General features: G+C 47.9%; 31 protein-coding genes. 8 read left to right on the top strand and 23 right to left on the bottom strand.

Annotated features, from left to right (window positions below):
* Nucleotides 1-2: 2 nt before the first annotated feature.
* The 8 genes from vcrG to vopN are packed head-to-tail and all read right to left on the bottom strand — an operon-like array spanning nt 3 to nt 5114.
* Entirely contained in the window at nt 3-287 is a 285-nt protein-coding gene (vcrG, locus tag ACF8EG_RS19855; RefSeq protein ID WP_005464408.1) for an LcrG family type III secretion system chaperone VcrG, read from the bottom strand.
* A gap of 60 nt (nt 288-347) precedes the next feature.
* Nucleotides 348-761, bottom strand: coding sequence for an LcrR family type III secretion system chaperone VcrR (gene vcrR / locus ACF8EG_RS19860; protein ID WP_024703743.1), 414 nt, complete (start codon nt 759-761; stop codon nt 348-350).
* A complete protein-coding gene (gene vcrD, locus ACF8EG_RS19865) occupies nt 761-2887 on the bottom strand; it encodes a SctV family type III secretion system export apparatus subunit VcrD (protein WP_079858866.1) in 2127 nt (708 codons plus the stop codon). The genes vcrR and vcrD overlap by 1 nt, the downstream gene beginning before the upstream one ends.
* On the bottom strand, nt 2871-3215 hold the full coding sequence (gene vscY, locus ACF8EG_RS19870) for a type III secretion system chaperone VscY (RefSeq protein WP_021822202.1): 345 nt from the start codon (nt 3213-3215) through the stop codon (nt 2871-2873). Before vscY ends, vcrD begins: the two co-directional genes overlap by 17 nt.
* A 5-nt stretch (nt 3216-3220) precedes the next feature.
* A complete protein-coding gene (vscX, locus tag ACF8EG_RS19875; RefSeq protein WP_005500522.1) occupies nt 3221-3598 on the bottom strand; it encodes a type III secretion system protein VscX in 378 nt (125 codons plus the stop codon).
* On the bottom strand, nt 3598-3969 hold the full coding sequence (gene sycN, locus ACF8EG_RS19880; RefSeq protein ID WP_069505413.1) for a type III secretion chaperone SycN: 372 nt from the start codon (nt 3967-3969) through the stop codon (nt 3598-3600). The genes vscX and sycN overlap by 1 nt, the downstream gene beginning before the upstream one ends.
* Nucleotides 3956-4240: a TyeA family type III secretion system gatekeeper subunit gene (locus ACF8EG_RS19885; RefSeq protein ID WP_005464474.1), complete on the bottom strand. Its 285-nt coding sequence runs from the start codon at nt 4238-4240 to the stop codon at nt 3956-3958. Before ACF8EG_RS19885 ends, sycN begins: the two co-directional genes overlap by 14 nt.
* Nucleotides 4221-5114, bottom strand: coding sequence for a SctW family type III secretion system gatekeeper subunit VopN (vopN, locus tag ACF8EG_RS19890; RefSeq protein WP_025527160.1), 894 nt, complete (start codon nt 5112-5114; stop codon nt 4221-4223). The genes ACF8EG_RS19885 and vopN overlap by 20 nt, the downstream gene beginning before the upstream one ends.
* Before the next feature lie 186 nt (nt 5115-5300).
* On the opposite strand from vopN, the gene vscN reads away from it, so the two are divergent.
* Genes vscN through vscU form a run of 8 tightly spaced genes read left to right on the top strand, consistent with a single transcriptional unit; the run spans nt 5301 to nt 12173 of the window.
* Nucleotides 5301-6623: a SctN family type III secretion system ATPase VscN gene (gene vscN, locus ACF8EG_RS19895; protein WP_069505411.1), complete on the top strand. Its 1323-nt coding sequence runs from the start codon at nt 5301-5303 to the stop codon at nt 6621-6623.
* Nucleotides 6620-7081, top strand: coding sequence for a type III secretion system central stalk protein VscO (gene vscO, locus ACF8EG_RS19900; protein ID WP_005464592.1), 462 nt, complete (start codon nt 6620-6622; stop codon nt 7079-7081). Before vscN ends, vscO begins: the two co-directional genes overlap by 4 nt.
* A gap of 9 nt (nt 7082-7090) precedes the next feature.
* Nucleotides 7091-8431, top strand: coding sequence for a type III secretion system needle length determinant (locus tag ACF8EG_RS19905; RefSeq protein WP_069505410.1), 1341 nt, complete (start codon nt 7091-7093; stop codon nt 8429-8431).
* Nucleotides 8407-9393 (top strand): SctQ family type III secretion system cytoplasmic ring protein VscQ, encoded by a 987-nt coding sequence (gene vscQ, locus ACF8EG_RS19910; RefSeq protein WP_011105899.1) that lies wholly within the window; start codon nt 8407-8409, stop codon nt 9391-9393. The genes ACF8EG_RS19905 and vscQ overlap by 25 nt, the downstream gene beginning before the upstream one ends.
* Nucleotides 9390-10040, top strand: a complete 651-nt coding sequence (vscR, locus tag ACF8EG_RS19915; RefSeq protein WP_005377232.1) for a SctR family type III secretion system export apparatus subunit VscR — start codon at nt 9390-9392, stop codon at nt 10038-10040. Before vscQ ends, vscR begins: the two co-directional genes overlap by 4 nt.
* Nucleotides 10041-10053: 13 nt before the next feature.
* On the top strand, nt 10054-10320 hold the full coding sequence (gene vscS / locus ACF8EG_RS19920) for a SctS family type III secretion system export apparatus subunit VscS (RefSeq protein WP_005464497.1): 267 nt from the start codon (nt 10054-10056) through the stop codon (nt 10318-10320).
* On the top strand, nt 10317-11102 hold the full coding sequence (gene vscT, locus ACF8EG_RS19925) for a SctT family type III secretion system export apparatus subunit VscT (protein ID WP_053047298.1): 786 nt from the start codon (nt 10317-10319) through the stop codon (nt 11100-11102). Before vscS ends, vscT begins: the two co-directional genes overlap by 4 nt.
* A 15-nt stretch (nt 11103-11117) precedes the next feature.
* A complete protein-coding gene (vscU, locus tag ACF8EG_RS19930; RefSeq protein WP_069505408.1) occupies nt 11118-12173 on the top strand; it encodes a SctU family type III secretion system export apparatus subunit VscU in 1056 nt (351 codons plus the stop codon).
* A 401-nt stretch (nt 12174-12574) separates the two neighbouring features.
* Here vscU and vopQ read toward each other — a convergent pair whose 3' ends face one another.
* The 15 genes from vopQ to vscD all read right to left on the bottom strand — a co-directional run bounded on the left by vopQ (nt 12575) and on the right by vscD (nt 23336).
* Nucleotides 12575-14053, bottom strand: coding sequence for a type III secretion system effector VopQ (vopQ, locus tag ACF8EG_RS19935; RefSeq protein WP_069505406.1), 1479 nt, complete (start codon nt 14051-14053; stop codon nt 12575-12577).
* A gap of 9 nt (nt 14054-14062) precedes the next feature.
* Nucleotides 14063-14521 (bottom strand): CesT family type III secretion system chaperone VecA, encoded by a 459-nt coding sequence (vecA, locus tag ACF8EG_RS19940; RefSeq protein ID WP_025506149.1) that lies wholly within the window; start codon nt 14519-14521, stop codon nt 14063-14065.
* A 227-nt stretch (nt 14522-14748) separates the two neighbouring features.
* Nucleotides 14749-15726, bottom strand: a complete 978-nt coding sequence (gene vopR / locus ACF8EG_RS19945; RefSeq protein ID WP_021486550.1) for a type III secretion system effector VopR — start codon at nt 15724-15726, stop codon at nt 14749-14751.
* Between the two features lie 10 nt (nt 15727-15736).
* Nucleotides 15737-16186, bottom strand: a complete 450-nt coding sequence (locus ACF8EG_RS19950; protein WP_005464342.1) for a type III secretion system chaperone — start codon at nt 16184-16186, stop codon at nt 15737-15739.
* A 224-nt stretch (nt 16187-16410) separates the two neighbouring features.
* Nucleotides 16411-17574 (bottom strand): T3SS effector adenosine monophosphate-protein transferase VopS, encoded by a 1164-nt coding sequence (gene vopS, locus ACF8EG_RS19955; RefSeq protein ID WP_020840565.1) that lies wholly within the window; start codon nt 17572-17574, stop codon nt 16411-16413.
* Between the two features lie 3 nt (nt 17575-17577).
* Nucleotides 17578-18006 carry a CesT family type III secretion system chaperone gene (locus ACF8EG_RS19960; RefSeq protein ID WP_021822432.1) on the bottom strand — a complete coding sequence of 143 codons (429 nt, stop codon included), beginning with the start codon at nt 18004-18006 and terminating at the stop codon, nt 17578-17580.
* 212 nt (nt 18007-18218) lie between these two features.
* Nucleotides 18219-18857 (bottom strand): SctL family type III secretion system stator protein VscL, encoded by a 639-nt coding sequence (gene vscL, locus ACF8EG_RS19965; protein WP_005464499.1) that lies wholly within the window; start codon nt 18855-18857, stop codon nt 18219-18221.
* Nucleotides 18836-19501: a SctK family type III secretion system sorting platform protein VscK gene (vscK, locus tag ACF8EG_RS19970; protein WP_025532555.1), complete on the bottom strand. Its 666-nt coding sequence runs from the start codon at nt 19499-19501 to the stop codon at nt 18836-18838. The genes vscL and vscK overlap by 22 nt, the downstream gene beginning before the upstream one ends.
* Entirely contained in the window at nt 19494-20240 is a 747-nt protein-coding gene (vscJ, locus tag ACF8EG_RS19975) for a SctJ family type III secretion inner membrane ring lipoprotein Vsc (RefSeq protein WP_005500485.1), read from the bottom strand. The genes vscK and vscJ overlap by 8 nt, the downstream gene beginning before the upstream one ends.
* On the bottom strand, nt 20240-20584 hold the full coding sequence (vscI, locus tag ACF8EG_RS19980; RefSeq protein WP_005464519.1) for a SctI family type III secretion system inner rod subunit VscI: 345 nt from the start codon (nt 20582-20584) through the stop codon (nt 20240-20242). The genes vscJ and vscI overlap by 1 nt, the downstream gene beginning before the upstream one ends.
* Before the next feature lie 8 nt (nt 20585-20592).
* Nucleotides 20593-21219, bottom strand: coding sequence for a YopR family T3SS polymerization control protein VscH (gene vscH, locus ACF8EG_RS19985; protein ID WP_005464335.1), 627 nt, complete (start codon nt 21217-21219; stop codon nt 20593-20595).
* Nucleotides 21216-21575: a YscG family type III secretion system chaperone VscG gene (gene vscG / locus ACF8EG_RS19990; RefSeq protein ID WP_005477707.1), complete on the bottom strand. Its 360-nt coding sequence runs from the start codon at nt 21573-21575 to the stop codon at nt 21216-21218. Before vscG ends, vscH begins: the two co-directional genes overlap by 4 nt.
* Before the next feature lie 3 nt (nt 21576-21578).
* Nucleotides 21579-21827, bottom strand: coding sequence for a type III secretion system needle filament protein VscF (gene vscF, locus ACF8EG_RS19995; RefSeq protein ID WP_005464566.1), 249 nt, complete (start codon nt 21825-21827; stop codon nt 21579-21581).
* Nucleotides 21828-21838: 11 nt separating this feature from the next.
* Complete coding sequence (locus ACF8EG_RS20000) at nt 21839-22048, bottom strand: EscE/YscE/SsaE family type III secretion system needle protein co-chaperone (RefSeq protein ID WP_015296814.1); 210 nt, start codon at nt 22046-22048, stop codon at nt 21839-21841.
* Entirely contained in the window at nt 22035-23336 is a 1302-nt protein-coding gene (gene vscD, locus ACF8EG_RS20005; RefSeq protein WP_005477850.1) for a SctD family type III secretion system inner membrane ring subunit VscD, read from the bottom strand. Before vscD ends, ACF8EG_RS20000 begins: the two co-directional genes overlap by 14 nt.

Raw genomic sequence — 23336 nt, forward strand, 5'->3', positions numbered from 1 at the left:
CTCTAGATCACCATACCGCGCATCATGGTTGGTCGCTTTCGTCTTTTACCCTGCACGCCTTGCAACTGATGCTGTTGCTGCCTGCGGCGCTGAACTTCTTCGATGAGTTCTTGCTCGGCGTGTTGCATTAACTTCGGCGAGGCGTTTAAACCACCAAGCAGAACTTCGCCGGCTACGGGGCCAACACCGAGTCCTTCTAATAACTCACTAAAAATGTCATTTCTTTCATCCGCATTTCGAATGGCTAACTCTGCATTTTCAATAGCTTGGGTAAAGGGTTGCTTCATATTGATTCCTATCTTAAAGCGTGTCTTCTCATTGGCGCTGTCAGTAACAGTCGAGAGTTTTTACATTTTTCTCTTTTTCAGTGGGCGATAGTCTGCAAGCCGCAAAAAATACCAGTCGGCTTGTTGATCGTGGCTAGCGCCACAGGCGCGTAAGTAGAATTGAGCCAGGCGTTGGCTACTCATGTTGCTACCACGCAACACATCAACGTTACCGCGGATAACCCAATCAGAAGGAAAAAGAGGGATGGCGTGCTCAGCCAAAAGAAATAGGCAAGAAAAGGGGTTACTTAACCCCAAATTCGGACTCACACGTTTGAGGAGTACAATAATGATTTCCCCTTGTTCGACACGAAATACCAGCTCCATGCCATCAACTTCAATGCGATAACCAAGTTGAATCGCACTTTTTTGCCAAAAGTACGGCGTCACTTCGATCCCCGTTTGTTCAAACGATTGTACAAGTGCTGCGTTCATTACATCCCTACCCGTCCAAGTGGCTGAATGTTGATCTGCTGAGTGAGTTCTTGAAAAGACAGAACGGGCAAATCGTAATATTCGGATTCAATCAGCTTTCGAACATAACGACGTACATCCATTGAAACCACCAGAACAGGCTTGTTCGGCATACGGCTTAAATCGCCTACGGTCTGTTTTACATCGCTAACAAATTGCTGCGTAACCGAAGGGTCAAGCGCTAAGTAGCTGCCCGCCGAGGTTTGTCGAATACCGCTGCGAATCGTGTCTTCAAGGCTCTGGTCCAGAAGGTACGCCGGCAACATGTTCTGACCGCTCGCATACTTGTAACAGATGTAACGCTTTAAGCTTGAACGAATGTATTCCGTCAACTGAACAACATCTTTTTCCTTTTGTCCCCACTCGACCATGGCCTCTAAAATGACGCGAAGGTTACGAATCGAAATGTCCTCAGACACCAAACGCTGCAAAATCTCCGTCATTTTTTGTAGCGGGACGATGCGCTGCGCCTCTTTCACCAATTCAGAATAACTGCCTTCCATTTGCTCAAGTAGGTAGCGAGTTTCTTGAATCCCAATAAAATCTTGCGCGTACTCTTTCAATACGTGTGATAGATGGAACGTCAAAATACGGTCTGGTGTAAGGAAGCCGACATGGCTCGCAGTCAACTTCTCTTGATAGCTTTGTGCGACCCAAAGACTCGAGACTCCCGGGAGGAAGTCGTCATCTTGCTCAAACGGCACACCAAGCAACTCAATCTGGTCGCTTCCTTCTGTGACCAGCAATTTGTCTTTCTCAATACGACCACGTGCAACGGGCACTTCTTGCAACTGAATCAAGTATTCGCCGTTTTTCATCCCGTCGTTAAAACGCAGGTGAATTCCCGGAAACGGTACGCCAAGGTCGAGATACAACGCGCGTCTTACTCTGGCGAGTTCGTCGTTCAGTGCGACGGCTTCTAGGCTTTCTTGTAAGCTTGAATCCAGATCGATAAGCAGTGGCACTGTCATCGCGAACTCTTCTTGCTCGCCCAATTTGCCTTTGCTACCACGAGACGACGTTGGTTTATTGGGTTTTGCGGCAGGAGAACCCGCTCCCTGCGCGACAAAGCTCGGCAGATCGCTGCTTTCAGATTCTGTTTGCTTTTTCTGTTGATAGAAGAGGTAAAAACCGCCGCCACCGACCACCAAAGCCAGCACTAGGAATGTAATCTTCGGAAAACCAGGGATCAGAGCGAACAAGACCAGCAGCACACCACCAATCAGCAGTGCACGAGGCTGAGCCGTGACTTGCCCGCCAATGTCGGAGCCCAAGTCGGCCGAGTCTTCGTGGGAAACACGCGTAACGATAATACCAGCGGTGATCGCGATAAATAGCGCAGGAATCTGTGATACCAAGCCATCGCCTACGGTCAAAATCGCAAACAGCTCAAGCGCCTCTGACGCGCTCATGCCTTTTTGCGTGACGCCAATGGTGACGCCACCCAAGATGTTCACGATGATGATCACCAAGCCCGCAATGGAGTCGCCTTTTACGAACTTCATTGCGCCGTCCATCGAGCCGTACATTTGACTCTCTTTCTCGATCAGAGAACGGCGATGACGCGCCTCGTGAACATCGATAACTCCAGCGCGCATGTCACCGTCAATACTCATCTGTTTGCCCGGCATGGCGTCAAGAGAGAATCGAGCACTAACTTCAGCAACACGCTCCGAACCTTTGGTGATCACCATAAACTGTACAATAGTGATGATCAGGAAGACCACGATACCAACGACAAGGTTGCCGCCAACGACGAAGTTACCAAAGGTGTAAACGATTTGACCCGCATCGCCTTGAAGCAGGATCAAACGTGTCGTGGTGATAGACAGCGACAAACGAAATAGCGTCGTGATCAGCAATACTGCCGGAAACGCCGAAAACTCCAGTGGCGTAGTGATGTAAATCGCCAACATCAGCAGCACGACAGCAATACTCATGTTTGCGCCGATCAGCACATCCACTAGTGCGGTTGGCAAAGGCAAAATCATCATAAAGACGATCGCCAGCAACATCACTGCGAGCATGATGTCTTTGCGTTGCCCTACCTTGTTTAGAATATCGATCAACTTATTCATGAGATTCACTATGTAAAGATTGCAGATAGCGTCGATGCGCTTGGCGTGCGCCCTCGACGTCATTTTGTTTCCAGCGCGCTTGGCTCAAGCAAAACCAAATTCCCGCCGCTTGCACAGACTGCGATTGCGACTTCAGTAAGCCTTCACATATCGCAACAGCGCGGGTGTAACGGCCAGTTTGCAAACACGCGACCGCGAGCGTGTGTAACGCATCTTCGCGTTCTGGTTCGAGTTCTAAAACGGCGTCTAGTATCGCGATGGCTTGATCGGGTTGTTGGTATTGAACTTGAAGCGCAGCGTGAACCAGCAGCAGCTCAATATCTTTGGTGCTTAGCATGTGGGTTAAACCTGAATAAGAAGATTGAGCGCCATGGTGAGGTAACGCTGGTCCAGTTGTGTGCTTTGTAGCGTTTCGGCGGCTTTAGCAAGGTTCGCTGAGCCTGATTCCTGTGCGAGTTGCTGAACACGAGCTAAAGTATTGTCGAATTGCTGACGGTACTTTTCTGGACGAAGCAGTTCACAATGGTTCAGTTTTGGCTTCGCTAACGCCAACAAATATTGATCGGACGGTCTTAGGTCATACAGTTTTTCCAAATGAGTCGCGACGGCTTGCCCATCCGGCAGTAACTGAAATCGTTTGGGGAAATCCGTTTCGACTTCACCATGGGAAACGTGAGTAAAGGCTTCAATGCCGACATTTAACGTACTAACTCGAGTCATCAACTTGCCACTTCATCGTGAAGACGCACTAAAAGCGCGAACGCTTGTTCGAGTGTCGGCAGCGTCACTTCATCGCCTTCAATTTTGGCGGAAAACACCAAGGTTTCGTCGTCGAGCAAACCGGTTTTCATTTCAAATGGCCAACCCTGTTCGGCATGGCACAAACGCAGCGCATGCTGAATACGCTCGCTCGACTGATGCCACGACAACGCACGCGCCAACATAAGGAAAAGTCGATCATGATGTTTTTCTATGTGCAATATGCCGCTTTGCTCAAAGCTCAGCTGCACACGTCCTGCGGTAGAAAAATCCACCGCATCTAAGCCCATTCCTCGGCAAAACTCATCGACTGATGCATCAATCCAACTCATCGTCCCACGCTTCCTCTTCTTCTAAATCAATGGCTTCGTCTAGCGCCTTTTGTGCGGCTTGTATTAGGTTTTGTCTCTGTTCGTCGTCAGCAAATACATCAACGGGGATGTGTCGTATCAACTTGTGCAGCTCTCGAAAAAAATCGATTTTCTGTTCTATTGCCACCAACTCCATTGATGTTGCGATCTTCCAAATCTCTTCACTGCTAACCCAACGTTGCTCGACCAGAGCAATTACGTCTGCCATCAAATCAGAAGCCTGATAAGCCATGACTCATCCTTTCTGGTTTGAACATTTGAAATAGCCGCCCTACCTGATCTTGCAAGGTGTTTAACGTTTTGAGTTTTTGCATGTCGGACATCAGCAGCTGCAATTTGACGGAGTCAATGTTGCTGCCTTGAACGCTAAGGTCGGCGCTCATGCCTTGCAGCATGAAATCCACCGCAGTTGAGACTTCTTGCTCACCAAAACGCTCGACAACATCCTGATATGCAGAGCCAAGCCCTTGATAGCTGTGTACCGTATCGCGGTAAAAGCCGCGCAATTGGTGCAGAGAGCTGAACTCTTGCTCTTTGCTAAACTCATCAGCGAAATGAGAAACACGGATTTCGGTGTCGATTTGCGACCAAGAATCCGGGTTTTGCTCGATTTTCAAGATCGCTTGGTCAATCAGCGCCAATAAGTGCTTGCTTTCCGGATTGGCCGATAAGTATTTCTTCACCGCTTTTAGAGCTAAGTATTGGTGGCTTTTCTCTTCCGAAAACCCGTTCAAATACGCTTGAAGCTGAGCGATGGTCGAAATGTTGCCACCCGCCATTTTGGCCGCAAGATCTTTGATTTTTTGGTTTTTCTCTAGATCAGGTACCTTTCTGAGGTAATCAGAAACCAGCTCATGCGCTTCGTTAACACGAACGCCACCGTCTTTTATTTTGCGTTTGGTGAGATCTTTTTCTGCTTTTTCGGAGCCAAGTGATGTGAGCTCTTCCATCGCGTCAAAAAGCGATTGAGTGGCGTTGTGCACGCGCACGGTCTCACCTCGATAACTGCCTTTTACGGCGCTATCTACACGAGACGATTCCAATCCATTTCGGACCGACGCATCAAACTTGGTGTTGGTTGCTATCTGACTATTGATAATGCTCATTCACTTGCACTCCTTTCGTACAATACAAGCGAATTATATGAAGTGCGTTTTTATCAGGCTGTCAAAATCAGACGTGTTTTTTTAGGGCGTTTTCAGTTTTCTAAAAACTCCCGACCAATATTCACTATAAATACCACCCCATCCTTTCTATTCTCCCAGCATCAATCATTGCGCATATTTTTTACATTGAACGATTTCTCATACATCACCGATATTCAGCAATCTGCGATCAAACAAACGCGTTTGATCCAAATTCGCGGACGCGTTACACAAGTAACCGGCACCATCATCAAGGCTGTGGTGCCGGGCGTACGCGTTGGAGAGTTGTGTGAGCTGCGCAATCCCGATCAAACCTTATCGTTGCTGGCTGAAGTCGTCGGATTTCAACAACATCACGCGCTGCTTACCCCACTTGGCAACATGTTTGGCATTTCATCTAATACCGAGGTGAGCCCGATGGGGAAAATGCACGAAGTCGGTGTCGGCGATCACTTGCTGGGAAAAATCCTCGACGGACTGGGCCGCCCTTTCGATGGTGCACAAAGCCAAGAGCCAAGTGCTTGGTATCCCGTTTATCGCGATGCCCCGCCACCGATGCAGCGTAAATTGATCGAACAACCGATTTCGCTTGGCGTTCGCTCCATCGATGGTTTGCTCACTTGTGGTGAAGGCCAACGTATGGGCATTTTCGCTGCGGCTGGCGGCGGTAAAAGTACCTTACTGGCGAAGCTGATTCGCTCTGCGGACGTGGACGTAACCGTTCTGGCTCTGATTGGCGAACGTGGACGAGAAGTACGCGAGTTCATCGAACACGACCTCGGCGAAGAAGGCATGGCGCGTTCAGTTCTGGTCGTAGCGACATCCGACAGACCAGCCATGGAGCGCGCAAAAGCGGCGTTCGTTGCGACTTCTATCGCCGAATATTTCCGAGATCAAGGCAAGCGCGTTTTGCTGCTGATGGACTCCGTCACGCGTTTTGCGCGCGCCCAACGTGAAATTGGCCTTGCCGCTGGTGAGCCACCAACTCGACGCGGTTATCCGCCTTCTGTTTTTGCCGCGCTGCCAAAACTAATGGAGCGCGCAGGCCAATCGGACAAAGGCTCTATCACTGCCCTCTACACCGTATTGGTCGAAGGTGACGACATGACCGAGCCTGTCGCAGATGAAACGCGCTCCATTCTGGATGGGCACATTATCCTTTCGCGGAAATTGGCAGCGATGAACCACTACCCGGCCATCGATGTGCTCCGCTCTGCAAGCCGAGTGATGAACCAGATTGTCGAGCCGAATCATCAAGCCTCTGCCGCACATCTGCGTGAAATGTTGGCGAAATATGAAGAAGTCGAGCTGCTTATCAAAATCGGCGAGTACCAACATGGCGCTGACCCGCGAGCCGATCTGGCAATCGCGCAAAGTGACGATATTCGCGCCTTTTTACGTCAAGGTACCCATGAGCCAAGCAACCTTGAAGGTGCTATCGCTCAACTGAAAGGCATCGCAGGTCAATGATCGAACGATTATTAGAAATTAAGAAAATTCGTGCAGACCGCGCCGATAAAGCCGTTCAACGCCAAGAATACCGAGTTGCCAACGTGGCGGCAGAGCTGCAAAAAGCAGAACGCTCGGTAGCGGACTATCACGTTTGGCGTCAGGAAGAAGAAGAACGCCGCTTCGCGAAAGCCAAACAGCAAACCGTGCTTCTTAAAGAGCTGGAAACGCTAAGACAAGAAATCGCCCTACTTAGAGAACGGGAAGCCGAGCTCAAGCAGCGCGTAGCAGAAGTAAAAGTGACGTTAGAACAAGAGCGCACTCTGCTAAAACAAAAACAACAAGAGGCCCTTCAAGCCCATAAAACCAAAGAAAAATTCGTTCAGTTGCAACAACAAGAAATCGCGGAACAATCGCGCCAACAACAGTACCAAGAAGAACTCGAGCAAGAAGAGTTTCGCACTGTCGATATTATCTAAAGGTTCATCATGCGCATTAAACCAAGTACGGATACCCCAAGTACGCAGCCTCATTCACCACAATCTCCAATGCCGATTGACGATCATGCTATGCTTCAATCGCGTTTTGAGCGTGCGCTCAAGGAAAACCCAGACCAAACCAAACCACAGCCAAATGAAACCAATAATCAAGCGGCTTTAGAAGCTAAAAAACCGTTTACTGAAAATTACTCCGAGCGCTCTCTTGCGTCACTGCATTCGACAGGTAGCAACCAGCGTAAGACTGCTGAGAAATCTGCTTTTGCTCAAAGTTGTGACGCCGTCACAGAGAATAAAAACAACGAATCAGATACGTCGTCACCTATCGCTATGAACACCCAAGACAAAACGCCAAGCGATATGGAGGCACACATGAAATCTGACATTCGAATTCCTACTACCGGTGATAAGAAACTACCAACGGTATCTACGAGTGAGCGTGAGAAAAACGCTGACGAGCAAGACGCATTTGAACGCTTAGTCGAAGATCATGATGATTCTAAAACCGAACTTGCGACTGCTAAAACAGCAGAGCCACACGAATCGACACAGTCGCCGAAAGATACTAAGCACATTCCTACTGCAGGAACGAAGCCGAACACAGTGGAAACGGTATCCGACGCTTTAGCGTCAACAGTAGCATCAACAACCGTTGCGTCTGCGGCTTCTGCGTCACTCGCCTCTCATCCTGTCACTTCAGCTGTGCACAAAACTGCAACTAAAACTGAAGTAAACAAGCATGAGGGTGACTCATCACTTGGCTTTAATTCGCACAATTTGAAAACACCACTCCCGAATGATGAACATCCCAAAGCGAACAAGGCTGAGCGCACATTGCTAGATAAAGCCATGTTGGATTCAGAAAAAAGCAATGACAAGCCGACGCATCAACCAGTCACGACACCGATTACTCAAGGCGATGTGATTTTGAAAGGCATCTCGACCCCACAACCTACTCAACCAACTCGTGAAGTCAACCAACTGATTCAACAATTGGTGGATAAAGTGTACGTGGCGCTACCAACGGCATCGAATGAGAAAGAAGTACGATTGTTTCTAAGCGAGGGTCAACTCAAAGGTGGCGAAATCCACATCAAGTTAGATTCGCAAGGTTATAGCGTGACGATTCGACAAGAGCATGCGCTTTCCATCATCAATCAACAAGCAAGGCAAGATCTGGCAGAACGTTTAAACCGCATGGGTTTTGAACAGCCGTTGCGCGTATCGATCAGCGAGCAGACGTCGCAACACGGTCACACACAGCAAGATCAACAACAATCACGCCAACAACGTAGCGTTTATGAAGAATGGCAACCCGAGGCGGATCAATGAAATTAACCATCCCAACAGTCGATGCCGAGAGCATTGCGCTGACCAATCAGCTCTGCGCTAAACAATGCCACTTTCAAGGGCGTGACGAGCACAGCATCTCAATAACCGCATCGCAAAAACCGGAATTTTCTGGCTACCGCTTGACCACTCTAGTTGGTGGACAAACCATTCAAGTCGATTTTTGTTCCGCGCAACTGCAGCAATGGCTTCACTCAACTTTAAATGCGACAGCGTTTGAATCTCTCCCAAACTCGTTGCAGCTAGCTCTGCTCAGTACGCAGATTGAACCTCATGCTGATGCGTTCAAACGCCTATTTGGTCAGTTACCGATCCTCAGCAAATTACAACCGCTGGAACAAAGCGAAACGCAGCGCAATACCTTAATGCTGACGCTAAACAAACCAAGCGCATCACTTTGTTTGTGGGTAAGTGAAGGTCAAAGCGTTTTAGTTGATGCGCTGCCGCCATGCTCGTCGCAACTGACTCAGCATATTGCCCTTCCTGTCTGGCTAAGCCTTGGCAAAACACACCTGGACTTAAATCAATTTCATTCGTTAGAGCTTGGAGACGTGATCTTTTTTGACCAATGCTACATCGCCCAGCAACAAGCGATTGTTCAGGTATCCAATAAGAATCTGTGGCGTTGTCAACTTGAAGACAACACCCTCTACATCATTGAGAAAGAAACCAACATGAATGACGTAAACACATCCGAAACACTCACAGACCACCAGCAACTGCCTGTGGAACTCACGTTCGACATCGGCCACCAAACCGTCACGCTGGAACAACTCAACCAACTGCAACCTGGGTACGTTTTCGAGCTCAACCAACCGGTGTCCAAGCCCGTGACACTGCGCGCGAATGGTAAAATCATTGGTGAATGTGAACTGGTAAACGTCAACGATCATTTAGGTGTACGTGTGCTTGAATTATTCGGCGGCACTCAGGAGCCGGCATGATTCAGTTACCTGATGAGCTAAACCTCATTGTCAGCCTTGCGCTGCTGGCATTGATCCCGTTTATCGCCATGATGGCGACCTCATTTGTGAAACTCGCGGTCGTGTTTTCGCTGCTGCGAAATGCGCTTGGCGTACAACAGATTCCGCCGAATATGGCGCTGTATGGCTTGGCGATCATTTTGTCGATTTTCATCATGGCACCGGTTGGCTTTGAAACGTACGATTACGTAAAACAGCACGACATTTCTTTGGAAGACTCTGCCAGCGTTGAGGGCCTGATTGAAAGTGGTTTACAGCCGTATCGCGAGTTTTTGAAAAAGCACATTCGTGAAACCGAAGCGATATTTTTTACCGACGCAGCACGCACACTGTGGCCGCAAAAATACGTGGACCGTTTGGAATCCGACAGCTTATTGCTGTTGCTGCCTGCATTTACGGTCAGCGAGTTAACGCGGGCTTTTGAAATCGGCTTCCTACTCTACTTGCCGTTTATCGCTATCGATTTGATTGTTTCCAATATTCTGCTCGCAATGGGGATGATGATGGTGTCACCAATGACCATTTCTCTGCCCTTCAAGTTACTGCTTTTCGTTTTGCTTGATGGCTGGACAAAACTCACGCACGGCTTAGTGCTGAGTTACGGTTGATGAAGGAAAGAGAATGAATCCTGCAGAAATCATCCATTTCACAACGCAAGCACTCACTTTGGTTCTGTTCTTGTCGCTACCACCAATTTTAGTCGCAGCATTAGTCGGCACCTTAGTGTCGCTGATCCAAGCACTGACTCAGGTACAAGAGCAAACGTTAGGGTTTGTCGTGAAGCTCATTGCCGTGATCATCACCCTGTTCATCACAACGCAGTGGCTAGGTGCAGAACTGCACGCTTTTGCCTCACTCGCTCTGGATAAAATTCCACAAATACGATGAGTTACGACGATTTACACCAAGCTTTTTTTCTTTATAGCTTGACGCTGCCAAGGCTCATGGCGTGCTTTATCTTTCTGCCTATTTTGAGCAAACAGATGCTTGGCGGTGCAATGATCCGTAACGGCGTACTTTGCTCACTTGCGTTGTTTATTTTTCCCGTCGTAAACGAGCAAGCATTGCCCGCCGAAACTGACGGCCTTTGGTTGATTGTGATTCTAGGCAAAGAAGTCTTGCTGGGTATGCTGATTGGCTTTGTCGCAGCCATTCCTTTTTGGGCGATTGAAGCCACTGGCTTTTTGGTGGATAACCAACGCGGCGCGGCGATGGCGAGCATGTTCAACCCAACGCTGGGTTCTCAATCCACCCCAACGGCGGTATTACTCACCCAAACGTTGATCACCTTGTTCTTCTCGGGCGGTGGCTTTGTTGCATTTATCTACGCTCTGTTTAAAAGCTACACCACTTGGCCAATACTCGGCTTTTTTCCGATGGTCACGGACGCGTGGGTAAGCTTTTTCTATGATCAGTTTCAACAGTTAATGTGGCTTGGTGTCTTAATGTCGGCGCCACTTGTGCTCGCGATGTTCTTAGCCGAATTTGGCCTTGCGCTGATCAGCCGCTTTGCGCCGCAACTCAACGTTTTCTTCTTGGCGATGCCCATCAAAAGTGCCATCGCGAGTGTGTTATTGATCGTCTATCTCGGATTAATGATGGATCACTTTGAAGCACTATTTTATGGCATCACTCGCTTTGGCGATCAGCTCAACACGATTTGGAAATAAAGGTTAGGATGTTCTATGAGTGGTGAAAAAACCGAACAACCCACCGCCAAAAAGCTCCGCGACGCCCGCAAAAAGGGACAAGTCGCAAAGAGCCAAGAGATCGTCTCTTCGGCGTTAATTCTGGCACTCATCGCCGTGCTGTTCGCCTTTGCCGATTACTACATGTCGCACATCTCTGCCCTACTTTTGCTGCCAAGCGAACTCGCATATCAAGGCTTTCAAGACGCATTGATCGATGTTGCCATCGCTATCGCCAAAGAGATGGCCTACCTCCTCGCGCCAATTATTTTGGTCGCAGCGCTTATCGCGATTTTTTCTAACATGGGACAGTTTGGTTTTCTTTTTAGTGGCGAATCCATCAAGCCCGACATTAAGAAAATAAACCCTGTCGAGGGCGCAAAGCGCATCTTCTCGCTAAAAAGCGTCATTGAGTTCATCAAGTCGATACTCAAGGTGTCTCTGCTTTCCTGCATCATTTGGGTTACGTTGCGGGGCAACATCAACACCTTAATGCAAATTCCAACTTGTGGATTAGAATGCGTCCCTGCGGTAACGGGAGTCATGATTAAACAATTGATGATCATTTCATCGGTTGGTTTTGTCGTGATCGCTGCGGCAGATTTTGCCTACCAGAAGTTTGACCACACGAAGAAGCTCAAAATGAGCAAGGACGAAGTGAAACGTGAGTACAAAGAGATGGAAGGCAGCCCGGAAATCAAAAGTAAACGCCGTCAGCTTCATCAAGAACTTCAAGCTTCTAATCAACGCGAAAACGTTAAGCGCTCCAACGTATTAGTAACAAACCCGACTCACATCGCGGTTGGTCTGTACTACAAAAAAGGCGAAACACCTTTACCTGTGATCACTCTGATGGAAACCGATGCGATGGCTAAACGCATGATTGCAATTGCACAAGAAGAAGGCGTGCCAGTAATGCAAAAAGTGCCATTGGCGCGTGCGCTTTATGCCGACGGCAACGTTGACCAATACATCCCAAGCGAATTAATTGAAGCCACGGCAGAAGTGCTCCGTTGGCTGGCGTCATTGGAATCTGATGGTACTCAAAGATAGTTTTATTCAAAAGGCAAAGTGCGTCGCTCTGACCTCAATGCAACTCAGATCGTACCTAATTCTTAATATACTGGTACATTAGGAGCAATAGCGGAGCTACGTATCGCAAAAGCTCGCAACGGTGAATTATGAGCCAATGAATTACCTCTACCAAGCCTAGAGTTTGCCAAAGAAAATGGTCTAAAGGAGCGCAATGTGTTTGAGGCTACTGACCACTAAACACCTCGCGGACAGGCTGAAGGCGGTGCAACGCATATGTTGTTTTCGCTCGCTCAGAAAATACAGACGCTCTGTCCGAACATATTGCCAACAAAACAAATGGACAGTTTTATGAACGCTAAACTGGCATTGTTCCAGCTGCGATGTAATCAGCAAAAAGGGAGCGAATGCTCCCTTTTCTTTTAAATCCAGCCTTCGGCTAAGTACATTAGTCGTAACCGGCTTGGTGAGCCGAGTTTATCTAATGCGTCAAGCTGGGCATCACTTAAGTTCGGGCTCTTATCGAGATACACACGTCCGTTTGCGGCGTCCAAAGGCAGCTTGTACGTCAACTTCTCGTTGATTTTGCTCGCTTCACCTTTATCCATTGCTCGGACAGCAGGCATCAACCAATCCCAATCTTCACTTAACAGCTTTTTAAATGCACCGTTCGCCGTAGACTCTGTCTGACTTGGCATATCTTCATCGCTCAGTTTAAGCAGTGGATCGACATCTGGAACGAGATGTTCACTCGGGCTTGAGCCAAGCATTTGCTTGAGTGTTAAACGTGCGGCTTCCATCTCTTGCGCTTCTTTTGGCGCTTGAGGTGAGCTCATTGATGTATCTTCTTTAGGGCCAAGATACGCCATCAGTGCGCGAACTGCCGCCGGCTCCTGCATGCTAAACGTGAAATCGCCCTTCACGTTTGAAATTTCCAAACGTGGCAGCACACCAGACATTGGTCCTTGTTTGAGTCGGTCTTGCACTTCGTTATTTAAGCCATACGCTCCAGCTTGGCCAGCAACAAAGCCCCCGCCGCTGATAATGCCAGTGGCTAAAGCAGTTCCAATGGCTTCTTTTGCTATCGGCGTAACCCCTGCCGTCGCCACAGAGCTTACACCAAACGTACCCAAACCGCCTGTCGCCATACCAAGTGTGGCACCAACTGTGCCCTCAGCCGACAACATCGCGTGACCAATGGCTAACGTTTGTTGCATTGGCATCGATAAGCGCTGATCTCTTCCCGGCAATTGCGAGATTTGTTCGAGTTGATGATGATACGCTTCGGCATCGCCATTGACGGACGCTTTATGAAGTTCACGCCCTGTGGCGACGAGCAAGCCTACGCCGGGTAACGCCAAATTGATGGCAGCGTTAACACCCGAGCCTTTCAGCTTCTCTTTTCCCATTTCCAATAACTGCGCGCCGAAACCGTCCATTTTCCTCGGATACTGGTTTTCCAAACTGACTTGCATACGCGGATCTTTGCTGATCGAATCAAACGTATTTTTGAGCTGCTGATAGGTGTCACCGTCGACTTTTACTTCATCAAGTAGGCTCACCACTTCCAAAATTTTTCGTTCGGTTAACGGTTCTCCTCGGTAGCCTGACGGACTGACTAATGAATAAGCCAAAAGTGCGGTTTCCGGTTTTTCTTCCTTAAGCAGTGCCTGCTTCAAGTCGAGGTGCGTTTTGATGTTTTCTTGGAAGAACTTGGTGTATTTTTTTCTTAATACGCCTTCGCTAACAGAAGCAAACTTGTGGCCTTTATGGAACGTAGATGGCTCTTTGACTTCGCCTCTTTTGCTGATTACTCGGTCATCTTTTTGCGCGGCAATGGCACGAAACTGTTCCAAATCGGGTACTGGGCTTTGACTGATTTTTTGCGTTGTATTCACCATAACTCCCTCCTACACACGCAGTGGTTGAACATGACTTTGTTCATGATTTGAAGTGGCTGAAAGATCTTGATCCAACATGGCAAAACGCGCTTGCCAAAGTTCGGTCTGTTCGATGATTTCGTGGAACCAAACTGTCAGATTGGCTGAGTTAAGATGCTCGGTAGGTTGGCGACCCGCTAAGACAAGTTGTCGACCATTCGGGGCGAGCGATAACGCCAAGTTGCCACTGCCTACTCTTTGGTAATTTGCGCGGGCTAATAGCTCTAAGCCTCTTACGCGCAACTCTCCCGATTTTTCTAAGCCACCAAACGTAACAGAGAGCATTAAGGCGTCATCTTCTGTGGCGGTGAAGTACAGCACGAATCGATCATCAACGAGAAGCTGACAACGATTTCCATCTTCTAAAATGAGCGGTGGTAATTCATTTAAACGACAAAACTCATCGAGCAGTGGTTGAATCGTGTTCATAATCTTTCCTCTTGTTTCCGTCACTCTATTGAACACCGATTCCCATTTTGACGATGTCGCTAATGGTTTTATTTTTGTCACTTTCACCGTTTCTTTGTGATGATGGCCTCAGATACAACCTCAATTTAACCATTTGTTTTATAAATAAAAAAAGAGCAACACTCAGCTACTCTTTTCTTTCTGGTTCGATTTTCAAGTTCGATGTCAAATCAACGTACAAGCCTCGATTAACCAAGTTTGTGGCTATCGAAAATCACTTCTGTTGGTGGGAACATGTTCGATACTGGCGGGCGTTGGGCGTCACCGAACATGGTTGCACCAAACGCTGACGCCGCCCAAGGATCGACGATTTTTACGTCTTTATTCCATGTCGATGGGTCTTTAATGTCGCTGCCTTCTTGTCTCCCCACCAATACATAAAGGTGCGTGCCAGAATGGCCTTTTTTAAACGCCACAACTTCTACTTTTGGCTGGTTTTCTGGTGTTCCCGACATGCCTTGAATCATTTCAGCAGCGGCAGCGAAAGCAAATGTGGTACAGCAACCTGCCTTGGCATTTTGTACATACTTAGCAATGTTCTGTAATGTACTTAGCTGCGGAGCATTGCCTCTTTGAGCGGCAGCTTGAACTGCGCTGGCAGACATGGTCGCTCTTTGATCTTGCGCGATTCGTGCTTGGTTCGCGTAAAGAGCTTTTAGCCTTGGCGCACCTTTTGTTTCATAAAACTGCGACCCTTTTTGACCAAACGTATTTAAGTCTGTGCATGCAAAATCCCCCAGTTTTTGAAGGTTGTCTTTGTGCTCGTTGATCAGCGCCACGCTGGATGAGGCTTTGCTGGTTTTGGAAGACGAGGTGTCAGTTTGTGCGGTAGGCCAATGCGAACTTGGGCCAGACGACAATCTTTCAAGATTTTTCAAATTGCCGAGCGTCAGTTTATTTTCGCCATTGAGCACGTTTTGTAGCATTTGCTTCGCCACATCTTTTGGAATGCCCTGCTTGGTGAGCAGATTCACCACGATGTCTTTCGCTTTGTTCTGATGGCTAATACGAGCGCTCACGCTTTTGTTTTTTGGCGCACCTTCTTTTACGAAAATGTCTTTGCCATTGTGTGCTCGAATCTCTTTATCGTCCGCTTGATTCTGTGTCGCCAAATGTGACGTCAGCTGGCTCAACGACTGCATGTGTGACGTATTGATATTAACCATGTAAAAAACCTTAAACTTGAATAAACGGGTGTGAGCCAGTTTGTTGGCTAAAATCGACAACCGTGTTGTTTTGGAACAGTTGCACCCAAGTGTCACTCAACTCATTCAACTGACTGATGACGTTGGCTAATTGGCTGATCTCGGTGTCTGCCGTGATGGCGATTTGAAGCAGAATGTCTTTGGTGGTTGGGTTGATGCAAAACTGCACTCCGCCCGTTTCGCGATACAAAAAGTTGTATTCCAGCAGCACTTGGAGCTTGTCGGCGGTGAGAATATCTTTCTCTACCACTAGACTTTTTGAGACAAGCACCTCGTTCTTCTCTTGCACAAATTGCACATCGATCGCGTTATCCTCGCTGAAACAGAGCGACCACATTTGATGCTCAAACTCGGTAACGCGCTCAAGGTTGAGTGAATCCCCTAGCTCTGCGAGAAGAATATTGATCTTTCCGGTATCCATGTTGTGTCCTGTTAAATTTGATGACGGCTTATTGAAATAGGCCCATAACGATGAGGGACATTTTAAGGTGAGCTTCCAAGTTAGACTTTATTTAAACGTCTGAATTTTAGCGCTATTAGCCGTTTTAAAAGTTGATATGATTGAATCGCATAAACAGAGGCAACAAAAGAGCGGCACTCGCCGCTCTTACCAACATACAAATACCACCACAAAAAATCGCTGAGTTATTTAATGCCGTGAAGACTGTTTTCGGCATTCATCGCCAGAGGATTGAACGAGTCATTACGCAGTTCAGCGATGGCATAAAGCATGCGCCCCATGCGTCCGTTGCCATCGGTAAAGCCGTGATAACCAATCACACCAGCAAACAAATGTTTACCGAGGTCTTTGTCCGCAACTGGATTCTCTTTCAAAAAGCCTTCAATGTGTTGCTTCAACATGCCTTCCCCACCAATGCTTGATGGTAATGTGCCGCCAGAGATATTTGGCCCACGGTAATCGCGTTCTACATTTGGTACCAAACGAGCATGCAACTCTTTTAGGTTGTCCATATTCAGCAAGTCTTTACCGTTGGTCGCGTACTCTTTCAATAATGACGTGATGTTTTCCGCATCGTTCCCTTTTGAGTTTGAAGCGTTGATGATCCAAGCCGCTGCGCGTTCAACATTGTTCGTCACGCCAGCTTTATTGAAAGCGTCTTCAGGAAGACCTTCTGCATATACACCTTGGTCTAAATCCGTACTTGCGAGCCCTTCAATATGTCGCTGCGCTGCTTTTAGGTGCATCACCTCCATGTCAAAGACAGCTTGCATTTGGTTGATGCGTACTTCTGGATTTTTCTGAGCAGCCGCCACGCCACCACCGTAATCTTTCACCACACGCACCGCGAGCGACTTAACGGCATCATCACCAATCAGCGCTTTGAGTTTCTTGCCAGAATCCGTCTCTAGCATCACTTCTGTCATGGCTCGTTCGGCAAGTTGGCTCAGCTCAGCAGCGTGAGACTTCACCATTTTGCTGTCCAACTTCGCAAACGCATTCAGAACATCTGAAGGCGTTTTGAGGTTCGCGTCTTTAAACAACATCTGCCCATGCTCGACAGAAGACGATGTTTGCAAACGCTGAGCTTGTCCCTGTTCGTTGTCAAACACGGCTTTTGTAATCGCTTTTGCCACAGACTGCGTGCTGCCTTCACGAAATAATTTCCCAGTAGCTTCAAAGAAGCGCGCGACTGCACCACTTGTAGGGTTTGCGCGTGTAAACTCTTGAGTAGCAGCATTGATCGTATATTCCTTACCACCAATGCTGAGTTTGCCTTCATTTAGAATCTCATTACGAGCTTGTGGCATCGCCGCTTGCAATGCACTCACATTTCCAAAACTGATCATGATTTACACCCTTAATGTAGAGAATTGGTTAGCATCCATCACTGGCGCACTTGGCTCGTCACTGATTGTTGAGTTGGTCGTGCTTTTTAACCATTCAATGAAATTGCCGAGAGATTCATCCAAAATCGCTGCATCCAGCCATTGCTGACTTAGATGAACAAAACCAACAAAACCGACTTCCTCGTCCCAATAAACGGCTGGTGAGCCTTGAGTGAGCGACGCTTTCATGTATTGCAGCATCACGTCATGTTCTGGTTTGTCGCCAGAAATCAAGCCAATGAGCGTCAGGCGATCATCCTCAGCACGCACAGTGATTGCCGTGTCTTGGTCAATCAAAAGATGACAGCAATCGTCGCCATCAAAAACCAGTTGTTCTATTTGGCAACGGTGAGCAAAATCCGTCATCAAAGCGGTAATAAATCCATTAGCCATTTGAATGAATAATCCTATAGTGCTTGTTACGAATTCGGCGGACGAGTCATGAAAACAGAGTGACCCAGGCCGTTTTGATGCTGTTATTTTTCATCATTCGGCGCGACTAATATGCTAAAGATGGTCGGATTTTTTTCGTTTTAAGACGTTTGAAAACAACAAAGCTCAGCAATGTGCTGAGCTTTGTGTTCGATTGATTTGACGGTGACGCTCTACTCTGGTGACGTCATTTTCCGCTCACTGAGTTGTTTCACCATCGCTTGCTTTAACGCCTGAATCTGTCCATCGATACTAGCGTCAATAATGCCGACTTCGGTTTCCAGTATGCAGCCACCGTTTTTAAGGCGCGCATCGGCAACCACATCGACATAACCCACTTCAGGAAAATCACTCAAAACGCCAGCAACTTTCTCTCTCACGTCAACCACTTGCTCAGGATGAACGTGTAAGATCACTTGCTTTTGATTACTCACCAATTGCAGCGCTTCTCTGACCACGCTGATCGTGGTGTCAACGTCATCAAATGTGTCGATGATTTTACGCACCGCGTCTAAGACGACGTTCGTCATTTTGTGCTCAACTTGCAGGTAATATTCATTGCAGCGAGCCAAAGTAGCGACCATCGCTTGCGCATTTTCTATTTTCGCCTGCTCCAAACCATCTTGATAGCCGCGCTGCTTTTCGGTTTCATACGCTTGCTGCGCTTTAGCAATGATGCTGTCGGCTTTCGAATTCGCCGCTTCAACCAAATGTTGCGAATCGAGATAACTAACGTAATCCTTGGCTTTGAGCACCTTTAAACCTGGCGCTAACTGCAAGTTGTCGGTTTTTATTTCAACAAATGAAACCATTGGGGAATAACCTGTTTTGCGATTTTTTTGGTGAGTCGGTACGCGAGATCACGCTGCTCTTCAACGAGCCAAGAGGTGTTTTCTTTCACTTGGCTAAGTGATTGATCGAGCTTGAACTGCCAACGGAGCAAAATATCGTGAGAAGAGCTCGCTAAGATGAACTTCATCCATGCGTAGCCCTGTTTGAGCATGTGACGTTCAACTTCGTCTTCTTTCATCATGTCTGGTAGCGCTTTTTGCCAACCTTTCGGCCATTGTGACAACAACATCGGCCCTTGCTGAATAAGAAAACGGGCGACATCCAAACCAAACACGTTGTTCAAACACTGCTTGGGCTTTTTAAGTACCACTTGGCGCATCGCAAAACTGTGCAACGCCCCGCCAATGGTGAGCATTAACGTACTGAGCGCATCAGGAGGAAGCAGAGCCAAGCTATGGTGTGGCTTGTTAAAAGCCGTTTCTGGAACAGGCGCAAGCGCCCACTCTTCTAAACACCAAAGGTTGAAGTTTGGGTTATCTCGCCAGCCATCCAGATTAAGAAGCCAAGGTTGTTTTGGCACGATCCAGTTTTGCTCTAGGTACTGACATGGGCAGTAGTTGAACTGATGCAGCACCTGAGCCATCGGTGTTTCAGGTTTAACCACGCTTTGCGCTCCTGCGGCACCACGTGAACGTCGCGACATTCGAGCCAATCAGTAGCAGTACCATAAACACTAAAATCCCGATGAGATGGTTCGCCGTTTCTTTGGTAACTTGCACCGACAAAATACTTTTAAATTGGTTGCTTTGAGTCGTCACTCGCACCTCCGAAGATGGCACCATCACGACACTAATGCGGTCGTAATTCAGCCCTTCAATACTGTTGTTCACCAACAATTTGATTTGAGGCACGTAAGAGTCCAATGCCACATCGGCAGCATGTTTAATAAACACCGATGCCGAAGCAGGAGTCGGGCGCTCGCCTGGGCGAAGATCTTGATCTTCGAGTACCACGTGGACTCGCGCCACCAGCACACCATCAATTTGCGATAGCGTTGATGACAACTCTTGCGATTTTGCGTAAACCAAACGCGCTCTTTCCGCCAATGGCGAGGAGATTAAATCGTCTTTTGGAAACACTTCTTTTAACGTCGAGAACTGCTCTCGTGGGTAGCCTTTGCGTTTTAATGCATCAACGGCGAACGCGATTTGCGAGCTATCGACCATCAATTTTACTTTGTTGTCTTTGTCCGGTTCTTTGGTCGCCACCACGCCTTCCGATAACAAGATCGACAGCATTTCGTTGCCTTCTTTTTGGCTTACATTGGTGTAAAGCTCGGTTTGGCAACCCACCAAAAACAGCGCCAATACAAGGCAAAGCGCGCGCATTTTATTCTTCATCATTACTGCGCCTTCAAAAGCGTTTCGACATTCTGTGTGGTTTTACCCACGGTTTTCGCGATCAACTCTTCTTGAAACGTGATTCGCGTTAACGCCCACTGCATTTGCAACAGTTGCGCAGGATCGTCACCGACCATTTTCATGCTGTCTTGCAGACTGCTTTTCGCGTTGTCGATGGTGTTTTTTAGTTCGCTGATGTTTTCTAGCAAACCGCCTTCTAAACCGTTGTTCCCCTCCGGAATAGACATGGCTTGTTCAAAACGCTCACTCAGCCCGTCTTCGACTTGAGCATCTTGCAACTTCTCAAGGTTGGTTTGCATCACCTCGGTGTACTGTGTATTGATCATGTGTACTCCTACGACAAATCTAACTTATGGCTGTGAGTCATGATGTTCTTCACCATCGCGTTTTTTTGGATAACAAAACTCAGCTCTTCACGTACTAAATCGACTGTTGATGTCATCTCTGGCAAAGACTTTAGCTCAGCCCAACAATGCCAAAGCGCCTGTTCTTTCTGAGCGCCAAGTGGGAAGCTTTGCGCAAGCATCGCTTTTAATGCTGCTCTGTCTGTTGGCGGCTCAGCCATTAACTGGCCAGCAAAATCTCCGAGCAACTCTTGTTTCAGAACGCTCAATAATTCCGGAACGGCATCATCCGTTCCTTTGGCGCTTTTCGCCTGATGAAAGGCGTACCACAGCGCTTCTTTTTGTGTTTGAGGATCAGAAATAACGTCCTTTAACGAAGAAAGCACGCTTTGTTTAGAGACAGTCTCTGCTTCCTTGATCGACGCATACCAATCTTTAATTGCGTTGAGTTTCTCTTCTACTTTTGTCAGCGTGTCTTTGGGAGCTGAGCGAGAAACTTCGGCCGTGGTTTCTCGCGTCATAAGCTCGCTCATTCGCTTCGCATCGTCGCGTTCATAGTGACGAACATCGGTTGAATGAGCGGGCGTTTGTCCGACAAAGCTAGGGTCGACTCTCATCCAAGATTCCTAATGTCTTGGGTGAAGCTCGCCGCAAAAGCTTGGCTTTCTTCGCTGCCTTGAGCTGCCAGTTCCATCCAACGTTCAGCTTGGCTTAGTAACCCTGCTTTTGCAGCCGCTAGCGCCGCCAAACTGATCAGGTCAGGATACGCGGTGCAAAGTGGCTCAAGTAATCGATGTGCCTCTTCGTACGCGCCTTTGTTCATCAGGCTCATCGCACGAATCATTACTACGACTTCTTCAGAGTTCGAGGTCTCCTCAAGGCAATCAGCAATCGTATTGGCCTCTTGATGGCGATGCATCCCCGTCGCCATCAAAGCAATTTCAGCCAACAGCTGGCGTAATTCTCGTTCCATGCATTACACCTTCTGCAGGATCGACTGCATTACATCTTTGATCGCACGAGTGGTGGTTGCGTTGATGTTGTATACCACCGACCATTTGTTGATAGCGTGCTGAAGTTCAGCCAGCTTAGATGGATCGTCCGCGTTGGTTTCTAGATTTTTAATGGCATCGGTGACGGATTTGTTCGCGTCTTTCGCTTGTTGCTCAAGTTTCGTTTTAACGTCATCGAGGTTTACACTGTTGGTCGCATCGTAAAATGACATAGGATTTCCCTTTATTTTTGGTTAGCTTCGTATGCTTCAATCACAACCTGTGCCGCTGTGTATGCTTCATACTGTTTTAGTAGCAATTGATACTGCTGCGGAGGACATCCCAAGTCCAACTGACGCTTTACCGCTGCCTGTGCTTGTAAGAGCTTGCTCTTAATGTTTTGCACTTCAATGCCACTTAGGTCGTTATTTAGAATCTGTTCAAGATTTGTCATGGTTTTTCTCGCCTTCGTATCCAAGTTCAATAGTGATAACGCGCCCGCCTTTCACCAGCTCAATCCCTGCTGGCGTTACGCTGGATATGCGATAACCCTGCGGAGTGCGAGCCCCTACCATGTAACGAACGTTATCGGTAAGAATAACGTACGGCACTTGGCCAAAATTAACGCTACGAAACGGGAAGTCGATGTCCGTGCCTTTGCTGACTTTGGGAATCGATTTCAAAACCAGATACGGCTTTTCACCATACTGCTCACGAAAATCCCGAGTCACGCCGTAAAAGCGTGTGGTTTCGATGTCGTCTAATTCACCACGTACTTCAATGCGGTCACCACTTGTCACTAATTGAACTTTTTTAAGCAGCTCCGCGTTGGTGAGCAGCTCTTTTAATGTGTCCATGTACGCGCCTGCACGCTGCAGTTCGACTTTCCAAGCGACCAAACCGGGTACATCGCGTTCTAAAATTTGTTCGACTTGGTTCCATTTGCTGGCGTCATCGATGTAGCCCGTCAGCAGCAACGTGCCAGTTTCATCCCCGTTCTCGACTTTCACTTGGTGATAGCCAAGGTTACGAAGAATAAAGCGCACGCCTCGGCGGATTTCTTCCATCGTTCTTAGGTCACTTTTGTAGTTAATACCCAGAACATCGATTCTTCCCAGCAGTTGCAGTTTCTGCGTTCTGTCTTCGACATAACCTTCTAAAACTGCTTGATGAGCAGTAGCGTTCCACTCCACACGCACATCATTAAGCCCAAGCTCATTCAAAATATTGCGTACCAACACAATCGGTTCGGCTTCTGCCACAACTTCACTGTCATTGCCATTGGCTTGGCTGTACCACATGCCAGCGAATATCGCGCTTGGTATCGCGCTGCACAGCACGGCTATCAGTGCGGTTCTTTTCCAGCTTGTGCTTTGCGCAGTAACGACTGGTGCATCTTGTTTGGTTTGAGCATCCGTAACGTTGGTGACGATCAGCTCGTCTTCAACGTAACCCAGTGCAAATTTCACCACGCCAACAGAGATCACCGCGTGGCGCTCTAGCTCGATGCCCGATTCACCAACCGCTCGGTTTTCACCGTTGATGGTTACGTCCTGACATCCACGCAACATCACCGATTCACTGTCACACACTAAAGTGAAGTGATTGGCTTCTACGCCAGCATCCGATAACACAAGGTCTGCGATAAAGTCGTCGCTACCTAAAACCAATGCGCCTTCTGGCAGTGTGACTTCAACCCCGGAATGCACGCCGGATAAAATACGAATTTTCCATTGCTGCAT

The organism is Vibrio sp. YQ_11 (assembly GCF_043103065.1).
In the GTDB taxonomy this organism is placed as follows: Bacteria; Pseudomonadota; Gammaproteobacteria; order Enterobacterales; family Vibrionaceae; genus Vibrio; species Vibrio parahaemolyticus.

Excerpts from the sequence above, each read along its gene's own strand:
- vcrG (WP_005464408.1), bottom strand. The coding sequence starts at position 287 with ATGAAGCAACCCTTTACCCAAGCTATTGAAAATGCAGAGTTAGCCATT.
- vcrR (WP_024703743.1), bottom strand. The coding sequence starts at position 761 with ATGAACGCAGCACTTGTACAATCGTTTGAACAAACGGGGATCGAAGTG.
- vscY (WP_021822202.1), bottom strand. The coding sequence starts at position 3,215 with ATGCTAAGCACCAAAGATATTGAGCTGCTGCTGGTTCACGCTGCGCTT.
- vscX (WP_005500522.1), bottom strand. The coding sequence starts at position 3,598 with ATGACTCGAGTTAGTACGTTAAATGTCGGCATTGAAGCCTTTACTCAC.
- sycN (WP_069505413.1), bottom strand. The coding sequence starts at position 3,969 with ATGAGTTGGATTGATGCATCAGTCGATGAGTTTTGCCGAGGAATGGGC.
- ACF8EG_RS19885 (WP_005464474.1), bottom strand. The coding sequence starts at position 4,240 with ATGGCTTATCAGGCTTCTGATTTGATGGCAGACGTAATTGCTCTGGTC.
- vopN (WP_025527160.1), bottom strand. The coding sequence starts at position 5,114 with ATGAGCATTATCAATAGTCAGATAGCAACCAACACCAAGTTTGATGCG.
- vscO (WP_005464592.1), top strand. The coding sequence starts at position 6,620 with ATGATCGAACGATTATTAGAAATTAAGAAAATTCGTGCAGACCGCGCC.
- ACF8EG_RS19905 (WP_069505410.1), top strand. The coding sequence starts at position 7,091 with ATGCGCATTAAACCAAGTACGGATACCCCAAGTACGCAGCCTCATTCA.
- vscQ (WP_011105899.1), top strand. The coding sequence starts at position 8,407 with ATGGCAACCCGAGGCGGATCAATGAAATTAACCATCCCAACAGTCGAT.
- vscR (WP_005377232.1), top strand. The coding sequence starts at position 9,390 with ATGATTCAGTTACCTGATGAGCTAAACCTCATTGTCAGCCTTGCGCTG.
- vscS (WP_005464497.1), top strand. The coding sequence starts at position 10,054 with ATGAATCCTGCAGAAATCATCCATTTCACAACGCAAGCACTCACTTTG.
- vscT (WP_053047298.1), top strand. The coding sequence starts at position 10,317 with ATGAGTTACGACGATTTACACCAAGCTTTTTTTCTTTATAGCTTGACG.
- vscU (WP_069505408.1), top strand. The coding sequence starts at position 11,118 with ATGAGTGGTGAAAAAACCGAACAACCCACCGCCAAAAAGCTCCGCGAC.
- vopQ (WP_069505406.1), bottom strand. The coding sequence starts at position 14,053 with ATGGTGAATACAACGCAAAAAATCAGTCAAAGCCCAGTACCCGATTTG.
- vecA (WP_025506149.1), bottom strand. The coding sequence starts at position 14,521 with ATGAACACGATTCAACCACTGCTCGATGAGTTTTGTCGTTTAAATGAA.
- vopR (WP_021486550.1), bottom strand. The coding sequence starts at position 15,726 with ATGGTTAATATCAATACGTCACACATGCAGTCGTTGAGCCAGCTGACG.
- ACF8EG_RS19950 (WP_005464342.1), bottom strand. The coding sequence starts at position 16,186 with ATGGATACCGGAAAGATCAATATTCTTCTCGCAGAGCTAGGGGATTCA.
- vopS (WP_020840565.1), bottom strand. The coding sequence starts at position 17,574 with ATGATCAGTTTTGGAAATGTGAGTGCATTGCAAGCGGCGATGCCACAA.
- ACF8EG_RS19960 (WP_021822432.1), bottom strand. The coding sequence starts at position 18,006 with ATGGCTAATGGATTTATTACCGCTTTGATGACGGATTTTGCTCACCGT.
- vscL (WP_005464499.1), bottom strand. The coding sequence starts at position 18,857 with ATGGTTTCATTTGTTGAAATAAAAACCGACAACTTGCAGTTAGCGCCA.
- vscJ (WP_005500485.1), bottom strand. The coding sequence starts at position 20,240 with ATGATGAAGAATAAAATGCGCGCGCTTTGCCTTGTATTGGCGCTGTTT.
- vscI (WP_005464519.1), bottom strand. The coding sequence starts at position 20,584 with ATGATCAATACACAGTACACCGAGGTGATGCAAACCAACCTTGAGAAG.
- vscH (WP_005464335.1), bottom strand. The coding sequence starts at position 21,219 with ATGAGAGTCGACCCTAGCTTTGTCGGACAAACGCCCGCTCATTCAACC.
- vscG (WP_005477707.1), bottom strand. The coding sequence starts at position 21,575 with ATGGAACGAGAATTACGCCAGCTGTTGGCTGAAATTGCTTTGATGGCG.
- vscF (WP_005464566.1), bottom strand. The coding sequence starts at position 21,827 with ATGTCATTTTACGATGCGACCAACAGTGTAAACCTCGATGACGTTAAA.
- ACF8EG_RS20000 (WP_015296814.1), bottom strand. The coding sequence starts at position 22,048 with ATGACAAATCTTGAACAGATTCTAAATAACGACCTAAGTGGCATTGAA.
- vscD (WP_005477850.1), bottom strand. The coding sequence starts at position 23,336 with ATGCAGCAATGGAAAATTCGTATTTTATCCGGCGTGCATTCCGGGGTT.